Source organism: Luteimonas wenzhouensis, from assembly GCF_007859305.1.
GTDB lineage: Bacteria > Pseudomonadota > Gammaproteobacteria > Xanthomonadales > Xanthomonadaceae > Luteimonas > Luteimonas wenzhouensis.
The window spans coordinates 24,324-36,599 of record NZ_VOHE01000005.1; the positions used below are offsets into that span (position 1 = coordinate 24,324).

The window sequence follows — 12,276 nt, forward strand, 5'->3', positions numbered from 1 at the left end:
GCGCGCTGTGGGGCGCGGGGGTTGGAAGGGTATTGCGAAACGGCGTCGGGGCGAAACCCCGGGGGGCCGTTCAGCCGCAGGCGGGTCGTCGTCCTGCCGCGCGCGCCTGCTGCCAGGTCGGCACGAGCTGCTCGGCCCGCGCCCGCAACTCGGCGATCCGGCTCTGGGGGTCGGGGTGGGTGGACAGCCACTGCGGCGGACGGCTGCCGCCGGCGGCGATCATGTTCTCCCACAGGCCCACCGCGGCGCGCGGGTCGAATCCGGCCTGGGCCATGAGCCGCTGGCCGACGACGTCGGCCTCGCTCTCCTGGGCGCGCGATCCCGGCAGCAGGAACCCGGTCTGCGCCAGCAGCCCGCCGCCCTGGGTGGCCAGCTGGCCGTAGTCGCCGGCGAGCGCGCCCAGCAGCTGGACCACGCCGGCCGCGCCCATCTGCCGGGTGATGCGCTCGTCGTGGTGGCGTTCGACCACGTGGCCGATCTCGTGCGCGACCACCGCCGCCAGCTGGTCCTGGCTCCTGGCGACCTTGAACAGGCCGGAATTGATGCCGACCTTGCCGCCGGGCAGGGCGAAGGCGTTGGGCTCGTCCTGGGCGAAGACCGCGGTCTCCCACGCCAGCTGGCGCTGGGCGGCCGGAAGCTGGCGCACCAGCGCGTCGACCACGCAGCGCACGTAGGCGTTCTGGCGCGCATCGGTGCTGAGCGGACCCTTCTGCCTGGCCTCGGTGAAGGCCTGTGCGCCGAGCTGGTGGAGCTGCTGCTCGGACACCGCGCCCACGTACTGGGTCCGCCCGGTGGACGAGGTCGTGGTGGCACAGGCGGACAGGACGCCGACCATCACCAGCGCGGCGAGGGAGTGCTTCATGGACGTGGGTTCCGGGTACTGCAGGTGGCGAGTTTGGCGACGAAGATCTTAATTTTTCGTCAATCGGGCGTGATCGCCGCCACTGTATGCCGACTTCGTCGGGCTGCGCGTCCGATGCCGCATGTTCCCGCCACCGCCGCCCCCCGCCGCGGCGGCCCCCCCGGGGGCGCCGCGAGCGACGAGCACCCCGGGGTCAGATGTCGAGGTTGGACACCTTGAGCGCGTTGTCCTCGATGAACTCGCGCCGCGGCTCCACCACGTCCCCCATCAGGGTGCTGAAGATCTGGTCGGCGGCCACCGCGTCCTCGATCCGCACCTGCAGCAGGCGCCGGGTCTCGGGATTGACCGTGGTCTCCCACAGCTGTTCGGGGTTCATCTCGCCCAGGCCCTTGAAGCGCTGGATCTGACGCCCCTTCTTGGCCTCCTCCAGCAGCCAGGCGTGGGCCTGGGCGAAGCTGGTCACCGGCTGGGCGCGGTTGCCGCGCAGGATCTGCGCGCCTTCGCGGACCAGGCCGTGGAGCAGGTCGGCCGCGTCCTTGAGCGCGCGCAGCTCGCCGCCCTCGAAGGCCGACAGCGGCAGCACCTGGATCGCCTCCACGCCCATGTGGCGCCGATGCGCGATCAGCGCCGCAGGGCGGTCGCCCTGCGCCGGCTGCCACTCCAGGCGGTAGCGCGGGCGGCCGAGGCCTTCGTGGTTGAGGCGCTTTTCCAGCGCGTCGAGCTCGTGGCGCTCGTCGGTGTTGGCGCTGAGGATCTCCGGCTCGAGCGGGGTGAAGTCGATCAGCGCCTCGAGCAGCTGCGGGTCGTAGCGGTGGGCGTTGCGGGCGATCGCCTCGCGCGCGCCGGCGTAGGCCAGCAGCAGCTTCTCCAGCGCCGCGCCCTCGATCGGCGGCTCGCCCTCGGCCGGCACCAGCGCCGCGCCCTCGACCGCGTTCGCGGCCAGGTAGGCGTCGAGCGCCGCGTCGTCCTTGAGGTAGAGCTCGGTCTTGCCCTGCTTGACCTTGTACAGCGGCGGCAGGCCGATGTAGACGTGGCCGCGTTCGATCAGCTCCGGCATCTGCCGGTAGAAGAAGGTCAGCAGCAGGGTGCGGATGTGGGAGCCGTCCACGTCCGCGTCGGTCATGATGATGATGCGGTGGTAGCGCAGCTTGTCGGGGTTGTACTCGTCCTTGCCGATGCCGGTGCCCAGCGCGGTGATCAGCGTGCCCACCTCGGCCGACGAGAGCATGCGGTCGAAACGCGCGCGCTCGACGTTGAGGATCTTGCCGCGCAGCGGCAGCACCGCCTGATTCCTGCGGTTGCGGCCCTGCTTGGCCGAGCCGCCGGCCGAGTCGCCCTCGACGATGAACAGCTCCGACAGCGCCGGATCCTTCTCCTGGCAGTCGGCGAGCTTGCCGGGCAGGCCGGCGATGTCCAGCGCGCCCTTGCGGCGGGTGAGGTCGCGCGCCTTGCGCGCGGCTTCGCGCGCGCGCGCGGCCTCGACGATCTTGCCCGCGATCGCGCGGGCCTCATGGGGGTGTTCCTGCAGGAACTCCTCCAAACGCGCAGAGAACGTGCTGTCAACGACCGGTCTCACATCCGATGAGACAAGCTTTTCCTTGGTTTGCGAGGAAAAGCTCGGGTCCGGCACCTTCACCGACAGCACCGCGATCAGGCCCTCGCGCATGTCGTCGCCGGTGAAGCTCACCTTGGCCTGCCTGGCGATTCCGCTCTGCTCGATGTAGTTGGTGAGCGTGCGCGTGAGCGCCGAACGGAAGCCCTGCAGGTGGGTGCCGCCGTCCTTCTGCGGGATGTTGTTGGTGAAGCAGAACATCGTCTCCTGGTAGGAGTCGGTCCACTGCAGGGCGACCTCCACCGTGATGCCGTTCTGCTCGCCAGACACCGAGATCACGTTCGGGTGCAGCGGGGTCTTGAGCTGGGCCAGGTGCTCGACGAAGCTGGCGATGCCGCCCTCGTACTGGAACACGTCGCGCCGGCCCTCGCCGCGCTCGTCGGCCAGCACGATCCGCACCCCGGAATTGAGGAACGACAGCTCGCGCAGGCGCCGGGCGAGGATGTCGTAGTGGAACTCGGTGTCGGTGAAGATCTCCGTCGACGGCCAGAAGCGGGTGAGGGTGCCGCGGCGGGTGGACGGTTCGCGCCGCTCGAGCGGATGCAGCGGCTCGCCCAGGGCGTACTCCTGGTGGTGGTGGTAGCCGTCGCGCCAGATGTCCAGGGTCAGCTTCGAGGACAGCGCGTTGACCACCGACACGCCCACGCCATGCAGGCCGCCGGACACCTTGTAGCTGTTGTCGTCGAACTTTCCGCCGGCGTGCAGCACGGTCATGATGACCTCGGCCGCCGAGCGCCCTTCCTCCTTGTGGATGTCCACCGGGATGCCGCGGCCGTTGTCCGCGACCGAGACCGAACCGTCCTCGTGGATCGTCACCACGACCTCGTCGGCGAAGCCGGCCAGGGCTTCGTCGATCGAGTTGTCGACCACCTCGAACACCATGTGGTGCAGGCCGGTGCCATCGTGCACGTCGCCGATGTACATGCCCGGGCGCTTGCGCACGGCCTCCAGGCCGCGCAGCACGGTGATCCGGCTCGAATCGTAGGTCGGGGCGGGGGTTCCGCCGGTTGCTTGGGGCTGTTCGGTCATTGCACCACCAGTGCAGCGGCGCGGCGCGCAGGGGCGCCACGCCAGCGACACATTAGTAATAGGGACTCAGGCGACATTATACCGCGCGCACCGGCCACCACCGCGCCGGTGGTCGGGACCGTTTGCCGGCGGTTGGGGGCGCGGGCCGCAGCCCACGTGCGTGAGTGCCGGCGGAACCGTGGCGGCACCGGGACGGCGCGGGCGCAGGCTCCGCCAGCCACCGCGCACAGGCCAGGCGGGTCGTGACGGCGCCGGCGGCAGCGGGGGGCCGCGCGGACGGGCCGCGGGCGTCTCCACCCAGTCAGGCGCGCGGGGCAGGGCACACACCTGGGCCCGGCGCACCCCGGCCGCCACGCCCCCGCCTTCCGGCCCCAGGTCGCGGCTGAGCGGGACCCGCCCTCCGGACCCGCGATGAGGCCGACGCAGGCAGGAGCGCGAACACAGGCGTCAGGACGCACAGCCGGGCTGGCGACGCCCCGCCCTTGGCCGGGGCAGGGCGTCTGTCAATGTGCGTTGCTGGCGTCCGCGGCGTCCGCGCGCCGGACCCGACCGTGTTCCACGTGGAACACGGCTGGCGTCCAGCCGCTGGCCGCCAGCCCGGCGGGCACATCGGTCCCGGTCACGAAGACCTGGGCGCCGCTGGCGCGCAGGCGGGCCAGCAGGCGTCCCTGGTGGCCGCGGTCCAGTTCGGCGGTCAGGTCATCGAGCAGGAAGACCGGCCAGTGGCCCCGCCGGGCGGCGTAGTCCTCGGCCTGCGCCAGCAGGCAGGCCAGGGCGGTGAGCTTGGCTTGGCCGCGCGAGAGGGCTTCCCCCGCCGGCCGCAGTGCATGCTCGATGCGCCAGTCCGCCCGGTGCGGCCCGACCGACGTGAAGCCGGTCGCCAGGTCCCGTTCGCGCGCAAGCAGCAGGGCGTCGGCCAGCGGCAGCTGGTCCGCACGCCAGCCCGGCCGGTACGCCAAGCGGCCCTCGCCGAGCTGGGGCACGAGCTCCGCGGACAGGGACTGGACCAGCGGCTGCAGGCGATCGACGTAGGCCCGGCGCTGCCGGTCCAGCGGCTCGGCGGCCTGGACCAGTTCCGCATCCCAGGCATCGAGCTGGTCCGCCGCCACGCGCTGCTTGAGCAGGGCATTGCGCTGCTTCAGCGCCCGCGTGTAACGGCGCCACACGGGGCGGAAGGCTTCGTCGCCGTCGTGTTCCACGTGGAACAGGCCCCAGTCGAGATAGCGTCGCCGGGCCTCGCTGCCGGCGGTGACCAGGGCATGGCTGCCGGGTTCGAAGGTGATCGCGGCCAGTGCGGCGCACAGATCGCCGAGCTGTTCCACCGGCTCCCCGTCCAGGCGACCGGTCCAGGCCTGGCCGCCATGCCGCAGCCCCGCGCGCCGCCGCCCCCCGGGCTCTTCCCATTCGGCGAACACCTCCAGTGCCGGGGCGCCGGTCCGGACCAGGCCGTCGCGGACCCGGCCGCGGAAGCTGCGCCCGTAGGCCAGCAGGTGGATCGCTTCCAGCAGGCTGGTCTTGCCCGCGCCGTTGCCGCCCAGTACCAGGTTGAGGCCGGGATCCGGATGCAGTTCGAGCGGCTCGAGATTGCGGACCGCGCTGACCGTGAGCCGGGTCAGATGCATGCGCACCCCCGCGGGTCGGCTCGACCGGCGCCGGAGTCCGGCCGGGAAAACGAATTCGCCCGGCACGGGCCGGGCGAATCAGGACGTTCCACGTGGAACATGGCCAGGGTCACAGCCGCAGCGGCATCACCACGTGGCGGCAGCGCTCGCTGCCCGCCTCGCGCACCAGGGCCGAAGAGTTGGCATCGCGCAGCTGCAGGACCACGAACTCGTCGCGCAGGGCGCCCAGCGCGTCGAGCAGGTAGTTGACGTTGAAGCCCACGGCCAGGCCGTCGACCCGGGTCTCGGCCTCGACCTCTTCCTGGGCTTCCTCCTGCTCGGGGTTGTGGGCGTTGATCCGCACCAGTCCCGGCGACACCTCCAGCCGCACGCCGCGGTACTTCTCGTTGGACAGGATCGCCGCACGCTGCAGGGCGGCGCGCAGTGCTTCGCGGTCGATCTTCACCTCGCGGTCGGCGCCGATCGGAATCACCGCCTCGTAGTCGGGGAAGCGGCCATCGATCAGCTTGCTGGTGAAGGTCACGTCGTCGCGCTTGACCCGCACGTGGCTGCGGCCCATTTCCAGTTCGAGCGTGCGCTCTCCGCCCTCCAGCAGGCGCTGCAGCTCCTGCACGCCCTTGCGCGGCACGATGATCTGGCGCTTGGCCTGCACCGCCGACTCCAGCGCGGTCTCGCACAGCGCCAGGCGATGGCCATCGGTCGCCACGCAGCGCAGGCGGGTCTCGGCCAGGTCGAACAGCAGGCCGTTGAGGTAGTAGCGCACGTCCTGCTGGGCCATGGCGAAGGCGGTGCGCTCGATCAGTTCCTTGAGCGCAGCCTCGGGCACGGCCACGCGCTCGGTCGCCTCGACCTCGTCCACGGACGGGAAGTCGTTGGCCGGCAGGCTCGACAGGGTGAAGCGGCTGCGCCCGGCCTGCACCGTGATCTTGTCGCCCGACTGCGACACCGTGACCTTGCTGCCGTCGGGCAGGGCACGGACGATGTCGAACAGCTTGCGCGCCGGGATCGTGGTCTCGCCGTCCTGGGAATCGTCCACGCTGCTGCGCGCCACCATCTCCACTTCCAGGTCGGTGCCGGTCAGAGACAGCTCCCCGCCGGAGACCTGGGTCAGCAGGTTGGCCAGCACCGGCAGGGTCTGCCGGCGTTCGACGACGTTGACCACTTGCGCGAGCGGCTTCAGGAGGGCTTCGCGTTGCAGGCTGAAACGCATGCGTAGGATTCCTGTGGCAAGGCTTCTAAGAAACGGGAAAATCTTGAAAAGCGGTGGGGCTGGGGGGCCTGCACAGCGGGAATAACTCACATAACCCACTGTTTTGTATGGTTTTTCTTCTCCTGGGCGGGTGTGGACAAGTGCCCGGCCTGCAGGCCGCAAAGCTGTGGATCATTCCGTCCCCTGCGGCTTGTCCACAGCTTGTGCCACTGCTGTCCACGCACACCCCAACATCTAGTGTAGCGAAGGTTTCAGGCCGCAGGTGGGGCCGGCCCGGCGGCTTCCTGGCCTGTCCCCGGGCGGGCGTGGGAAGGGGCGGGAGGTCGGCGCGGGGAAGCGGCCGATCCGGTCCCGGAGCGCCTGGCCGCGTCCCGTGGGCGCCACTGTGTACTCGCTGCGTCCCATTGGCACGTCTTGGCGTGGGCGTTGCAGGGGCAGCCGGCCCGGTCCCGGCCGCGTCGCAGCGGTGCGGCCGGCCGCGCCGGCGGGCCGCGCGCCGCCGACTCACTCCGAAAGCTTGCGGATCAGCTTGTCCCAGTCCTCGCGCAGCTTGCCGTCGGTGGCCATCAGGTTGCGCACCTGGCGGCAGGCGTGCAGCACGGTGGTGTGGTCGCGGCCGGCGAAGGCGTCGCCGATCTCGGGCAACGAGTGCTCGGTGAGTTCCTTGGCCAGCGCCATCGCCACCTGGCGTGGGCGCGCCAGCGAGCGGGTGCGGCGCTTGGACAGCAGGTCCTTGATCTGCAGCCCGTAGTAGTCGGCCACCACCTTCTGGATGTTGGGGATGCCGATCGACTGCTGCTGCGCCCGCAGCAGGTCGCGCAGGGTCTCCTGGGCGAACTCCACGGTGATCGTGCGGCCGGTGAAGTTGGCGCGCGCGGCCAGCGAGTTGAGCGCGCCCTCGAGGTCGCGCACGTTGCCGTGCATCTTCTTGGCCAGCAGGAACGCCACCTCGTCCGGCACCAGGATGCCGCGCTCCTGGGCCTTGGCCAGTACGATCGCGGCGCGGGTCTCGAAGTCGGGCGGGTCGATCGCCACCGACAGGCCCCAGGACAGGCGCGACTTGAGTCGCGGCTCGAGCCCTTCCACCTCGCGCGGGTAGCGGTCGCAGGTCATGATGATCTGCTGCCGGCTCTCGAACAGCGCGTTGAAGGTGTGGAAGAACTCCTCCTGGGTGCGGTCCTTGCCGGCGAAGAACTGGATGTCGTCGATCAGCAGCGCGTCGACCTGCTGGAACTGGCGCTTGAAGCGGTCGGTGGTCTTCTCCTGCAGCGAGCGGAAGAAGGCGCTGTAGAACTGCTCCGAGCGCAGGTAGAGCACGCGCGCGGACGGGTTCTGCCGCCGCATCTCGTTGCCGGCGGCGAACATCAGGTGGGTCTTGCCCAGGCCGGTGCCGCCGTACAGCAGCAGCGGGTTGTGGGTGCGGTCACCGGGCTTGAGCGCGGCCTGCCAGGCGGCGGCGCGTCCGAGCTGGTTGCTGCGGCCCTCGACGAAGTTGTCGAAGGTGTAGTGCGGGTCGAGGTGGCCGGCGAAGGCCTCCATCGGCGGCGCGGGCTGCGCCGGGGCGGCGGCCACCGTGGCCGGCGCCGCGGCCGCGCGCGGCAGCGAGCCGATTTCCAGCGCCACCTCGTCGCTGCCGCCGAAGTGCGCGAGCAGCTCGCGGATCCGCTGCAGGTAGCGGCTCTCGACCTCGTCGCGGACGAAGGCGTTGGGCGCGTACAGCACCGTCCGGCTGTCCTGTCGGCTCGCCTGCAGCGGCTTGAGCCAGGTATGAACGTCCTCGGCGGGCAGTTCGGCTTCGAGGCGTTCTAGGCAGCGGGGCCAGGCATCCATAGGGTCGTGACGGAGGAAATCGGGGCCGGCCGGCCCGCTCGGGGCGGGCCGGTCGTCCGGTGTGGCGGGAGCAGGCCAGCCTACCACCCGCACCCCGGGCGTGCATCCGCCGGCGCGCCCGTCGACTTGACCCGGATCGTGGGCCGTCGCTAGAATCGCCGGTTCTTTCCGCCCGCCGTACCCACAGCATCCCGCCATGGCCACCAAGCGCACCTTCCAGCCCAGCAACCTCAAGCGCAAGCGCGACCACGGCTTCCGTGCGCGCATGGCGACCGCCGACGGCCGCAAGATCATCGCCCGCCGCCGCGCCAAGGGCCGCAAGCGCCTGTCGGCCTGAGCCGCGCCGGACCCGCGCCTGGACCGGGTCCTGTCCTGCCTCGCATGAGCCAAGCGCGCTTCCCGCCGACGGCGCGGGTCCGGGCGCGCGCCGACTTCGACCGCATCTTCCGCGACGGCCGCCGCGTCGCGCTGCCCGTGCTCGCCCTGCACTGGCGCCGCGAGACCGGCCCCGCGCGGCTGGGCCTGGCGGTCTCGCGCAAGGTGGATCGCCGGGCCGTGGTGCGTAACCGCATCCGCCGCGTCCTGCGCGAACATTTCCGCCTGCTGCGCAGCCAGCTGCCCGGCGGCGACTACGTGCTGGTGGCCCGGCCCCCGGCCGCCAGCGCCAGTGCGGCGGCGCTGCGCGAGGCCTGCAGCCAGCTGCTCCGGCGCGCCGGTGCGTTGCCGCCCCCAGCCGCGGACGGCACAATGCCGGCCCCGCATTCCTCCCCGGCCTCCCCGCCTTCCTCCGACCCGCCGCCGCTTGCCGGCGAATGAGCCTGCCCGCCCGATGAACCAGACCCGCACCTTCCTGATCCTCGCCTGGCTGATGGTGGCGGTGCTGCTGTGGATGGAGTGGAACAAGGAGCAGTCCACGCCGCTGGCCCCGCCGCCCGCCGCGCAGGCGGCCGCCGACGTCCCGGCCGCGGTGCCGTCGGCGCCGGCCGCCGCGCCCGCGGGGGTGCCCGATGCCCCGGCGGTGGCACCCGCCGGGGCCCAGGCCGAGAGCCACGCCGCCCCCGCCTCCGGGGTGGTCGAGGTCGAGACCGACGTGCTGCGCCTGCTGGTCGACGGTGGCAGCGTGCTGCGCGCCGAGCTGCTGGCGTATCCGCAGACCCGCGACCCGGGCAGCCCGCCGGTGGTGCTGTTCGACAACAGCGGCACCAGCTTCTACGCCGCCCAGAGCGGCTGGGTGAGCGCCGGCGGCGCCGCCCCCAACCACCTGCAGGGCTTCGTGCCGGCCGGCGACAAGCGCCGCCTCGCCCTGGCCCCGGGGCAGGACGAACTGGTGGTGCCGTTCGTGTGGCAGGGCCCGGACGGGGTGAGCATCCGCCGCAGCTACGTCCTGTCCCGCGGCCAGTACGCGATCACCGTGCGCGACGAGATCGTCAACGCCGGCGGCGAGCCGTGGCAGGGCTTCGCCTACCGCCAGCTGATGCGCGGCAGCCCGAACGTCAAGCGCGGGATGACCAACCCCGAGTCGTTCAGCCTCACCGGCGCGACCTGGTTCGGCGATTCGCAAGGCTACCTGCGCCGCTGGTTCAGCGACTACGAGGACGGCGCGGTCAACGCCACCGACACCAACACCTGGATCGCGTTCGTCCAGCACCACTTCTTCGGCGCGTGGCTGCCGGGCGAGGCCGCCGGCGCGCGCAACGCGATTACCCTGGACACCGACCGCTCCAGCGGCGCGCCGCGCTACCTGATCCGCGAGATGGCCAGCGAGCCGGTGGTGGTCGCGCCGGGCCAGCAGGCGACCGCCAGCGCCCGGCTGTGGGTCGGTCCCAAGCTGGTCAACCAGATCAAGGCGCAGCAGGTGCCCGGGCTGGAGCGGGTGGTGGACTACAGCCGCTTCTCGGTCATGGCCTGGCTGGGCGAGGGCCTGTTCTGGGTGCTGGAGAAGCTGCACCGGCTGTTCGGCAACTGGGGCTGGGCGATCGTGGGCCTGGTGCTGCTGGTGAAGGTGCTGCTGTTCCCGCTGGCCAACGCGCAGTACAAGTCGATGGCGAAGATGCGCAAGTTCCAGCCGCGCATGCAGCAGCTCAAGGAGCGCTACGGCGACGACCGGCAGAAGTTCCAGGTCGCGATGATGGAGCTGTACAAGAAGGAGAAGATCAACCCGGTCGGCGGCTGCCTGCCGGTGCTGCTGCAGATGCCGATCTTCTTCGCCCTGTACTGGGTGCTGCTCGAGTCGGTGGAGCTGCGCCACGCGCCGTGGATCGGCTGGATCCAGGACCTGACCGCGCGCGACCCGTGGTTCATCCTGCCGGTGATCAACGTGGCGGTGATGTGGGCCACCCAGAAGCTCTCGCCGATGACCGGCATGGATCCGATGCAGCAGCGGATGATGCAGATGATGCCGATCGTGTTCGGCGTCATGATGGTCTTCTTCCCGGCCGGCCTGGTGCTGTACTGGGTGGTCAACGGCGGCCTGGGCCTGCTGCAGCAGTGGTACATGCTGCGCAAGTACGCCGACGCGCCGGCCAGGGCCTGAGCCCGGCCGCGCGCGGGCGCGCCGCGCCCGCCGCCCGTCCCGCCCGCGCCGGCGCGTCGCCCATGCCCGCCGCCGTCGCGGCCCGCGGCGACACGTGCATCCGATCGCGTGACGCCCGGCGCGCGCGCCGCGTCCCGCCTCTTCCCTTCCCGCGACCATCACCGGCTTGACCGACCTGCGCACCATCGCCGCCATCGCCACCGCCCCCGGCGCCGCCGGCATCGGCATCGTGCGCCTGTCCGGGCCGCGCGCGCGGGAGATCGCGGCCGCGCTGTGCGGGCGCCGGTTGCGGCCGCGCCATGCCCACTACGTGCGTTTCCGCGACCACGACGGCAGCGTGATCGACGACGGCATCGCGCTGCTGTTCGCGGCGCCGGCCAGCTACACCGGCGAGGACGTGGTCGAACTGCAGGCGCACGGCAGCCTGCCGGTGCTGCGGCAGCTGCTCGCGCGCTGCCGCGCGCTGGGCGCGGAGGATGCGCGGCCGGGCGAATTCAGCGAGCGCGCCTGCCTCAACGGCCGCCTGGACCTGGCCCAGGCCGAGGCGGTGGCCGACCTGATCGCCGCGGCCGACCTGCGCGCGGCGCGCGCGGCCAGGCGTTCGCTCGAAGGCGAGTTCTCCGCCCGGGTCGAGGCGATTGCCGCCGACCTGCTCGCGATCCGGGTCCAGGTGGAGGCGGCGATCGACTTCGCCGACGAACCGCTCGACACCCTCGGCGGCGAGGCCCTGCGCCAGCGCCTGGAGCAGGCGCGTGGCCGGCTGCGCGACCTGCGTGCCGCCGCCGAACGCGGGCGCCGGCTGCGCGACGGCCTGCACGCGGTGCTGGTCGGTCCGCCCAACGCCGGCAAGAGTTCGCTGCTCAACGCGCTCGCCGGCAGCGAACGGGCGATCGTCACCGCGATCCCCGGCACCACCCGCGACCTGCTGCAGGAAACGCTGCAGTTCGACGGCCTGGAACTGACCCTGGTCGACACCGCCGGCCTGCGCGAGGACGGCGACGCGATCGAGCGCGAGGGCATGCGCCGCGCCCGCGCCGAACTCGCCCGCGCCGACCTGGCCCTGGTGGTGCTGGACGCGCGCGACCCCGAGGCCGGCCTGCGCGCGCTGGACGCCGACCTTGACCCGGTGCCCGGGCGCATCGTGCTGCACAACAAGGCCGACCTGCTCGCGCCCGGCGCCGGCGCGCCGGACGACGGCGCGCTGCGGGTCTCGGCGCTGACCGGTGCGGGGCTCGACGCGCTGCGCGCGCGCCTGCGCGAGGCCGCCGCCGCGATCGCGCCGGGCGAGGGCGGGTTCAGCGCCCGGCTGCGGCACGTGCAGGCGCTCGAACGCACCGCCACCGCCTGCGCGCAGGCGGCGGAGCGACTGCAGGGCGAGCAGCTCGAGCTGGCGGCCGAGCACCTGCGGCTGGCGCACGATGCGCTGGGCGAGATCACCGGGCGGACGTTGCCTGATGACCTGCTGGGCCATATCTTCTCCACGTTCTGCATCGGCAAGTAGCCGGCGGCGCGCGCGGGAATTCCGCAAACCGCGTCACAGTTTGCCCGCGCGTCGCCGCGCAGACTTGCCGGCCATGG

The 12,276-nt window shown here is 72.0% G+C and carries 9 protein-coding genes; 4 read left to right on the plus strand and 5 right to left on the minus strand.

Annotated features, from left to right (window positions below; translation table 11 throughout):
- Nucleotides 1–70 precede the first annotated feature (70 nt).
- The 5 genes from FQY79_RS10355 to dnaA all read right to left on the minus strand — a co-directional run bounded on the left by FQY79_RS10355 (nucleotide 71) and on the right by dnaA (nucleotide 8,165).
- A complete protein-coding gene (locus tag FQY79_RS10355) occupies nucleotides 71–862 on the minus strand; it encodes a M48 family metallopeptidase (protein ID WP_146312852.1) in 792 nt (263 codons plus the stop codon).
- A gap of 193 nt (nucleotides 863–1,055) precedes the next feature.
- Nucleotides 1,056–3,503, minus strand: coding sequence for a DNA topoisomerase (ATP-hydrolyzing) subunit B (gene gyrB, locus FQY79_RS10360; RefSeq protein ID WP_146312853.1), 2,448 nt, complete (start codon nucleotides 3,501–3,503; stop codon nucleotides 1,056–1,058).
- Nucleotides 3,504–4,006: 503 nt separating this feature from the next.
- Nucleotides 4,007–5,125 carry a DNA replication/repair protein RecF gene (gene recF / locus FQY79_RS10365; protein WP_146312854.1) on the minus strand — a complete coding sequence of 373 codons (1,119 nt, stop codon included), beginning with the start codon at nucleotides 5,123–5,125 and terminating at the stop codon, nucleotides 4,007–4,009.
- 109 nt (nucleotides 5,126–5,234) lie between these two features.
- Nucleotides 5,235–6,335 (minus strand): DNA polymerase III subunit beta, encoded by a 1,101-nt coding sequence (dnaN, locus tag FQY79_RS10370; RefSeq protein WP_146312855.1) that lies wholly within the window; start codon nucleotides 6,333–6,335, stop codon nucleotides 5,235–5,237.
- Nucleotides 6,336–6,839: 504 nt separating this feature from the next.
- Nucleotides 6,840–8,165: a chromosomal replication initiator protein DnaA gene (gene dnaA / locus FQY79_RS10375; RefSeq protein ID WP_146312856.1), complete on the minus strand. Its 1,326-nt coding sequence runs from the start codon at nucleotides 8,163–8,165 to the stop codon at nucleotides 6,840–6,842.
- Nucleotides 8,166–8,361: 196 nt separating this feature from the next.
- On the opposite strand from dnaA, the gene rpmH reads away from it, so the two are divergent.
- The 4 genes from rpmH to mnmE all read left to right on the plus strand — a co-directional run bounded on the left by rpmH (nucleotide 8,362) and on the right by mnmE (nucleotide 12,199).
- Entirely contained in the window at nucleotides 8,362–8,502 is a 141-nt protein-coding gene (gene rpmH, locus FQY79_RS10380; RefSeq protein WP_146312857.1) for a 50S ribosomal protein L34, read from the plus strand.
- A gap of 44 nt (nucleotides 8,503–8,546) precedes the next feature.
- The gene (gene rnpA / locus FQY79_RS10385) at nucleotides 8,547–8,981 is read left to right on the plus strand and encodes a ribonuclease P protein component (RefSeq protein WP_146312858.1); all 435 of its coding nucleotides are present in this window, start codon (nucleotides 8,547–8,549) and stop codon (nucleotides 8,979–8,981) included.
- A 13-nt stretch (nucleotides 8,982–8,994) separates the two neighbouring features.
- Nucleotides 8,995–10,698, plus strand: coding sequence for a membrane protein insertase YidC (gene yidC, locus FQY79_RS10390; protein ID WP_146312859.1), 1,704 nt, complete (start codon nucleotides 8,995–8,997; stop codon nucleotides 10,696–10,698).
- Nucleotides 10,699–10,864: 166 nt separating this feature from the next.
- Nucleotides 10,865–12,199 (plus strand): tRNA uridine-5-carboxymethylaminomethyl(34) synthesis GTPase MnmE, encoded by a 1,335-nt coding sequence (gene mnmE, locus FQY79_RS10395; RefSeq protein ID WP_146312860.1) that lies wholly within the window; start codon nucleotides 10,865–10,867, stop codon nucleotides 12,197–12,199.
- Nucleotides 12,200–12,276 lie beyond the last annotated feature (77 nt).

Excerpts from the sequence above, each read along its gene's own strand:
- FQY79_RS10355 (WP_146312852.1), bottom strand. The coding sequence starts at position 862 with ATGAAGCACTCCCTCGCCGCGCTGGTGATGGTCGGCGTCCTGTCCGCC.
- gyrB (WP_146312853.1), bottom strand. The coding sequence starts at position 3,503 with ATGACCGAACAGCCCCAAGCAACCGGCGGAACCCCCGCCCCGACCTAC.
- recF (WP_146312854.1), bottom strand. The coding sequence starts at position 5,125 with ATGCATCTGACCCGGCTCACGGTCAGCGCGGTCCGCAATCTCGAGCCG.
- dnaN (WP_146312855.1), bottom strand. The coding sequence starts at position 6,335 with ATGCGTTTCAGCCTGCAACGCGAAGCCCTCCTGAAGCCGCTCGCGCAA.
- dnaA (WP_146312856.1), bottom strand. The coding sequence starts at position 8,165 with ATGGATGCCTGGCCCCGCTGCCTAGAACGCCTCGAAGCCGAACTGCCC.
- rpmH (WP_146312857.1), top strand. The coding sequence starts at position 8,362 with ATGGCCACCAAGCGCACCTTCCAGCCCAGCAACCTCAAGCGCAAGCGC.
- rnpA (WP_146312858.1), top strand. The coding sequence starts at position 8,547 with ATGAGCCAAGCGCGCTTCCCGCCGACGGCGCGGGTCCGGGCGCGCGCC.
- yidC (WP_146312859.1), top strand. The coding sequence starts at position 8,995 with ATGAACCAGACCCGCACCTTCCTGATCCTCGCCTGGCTGATGGTGGCG.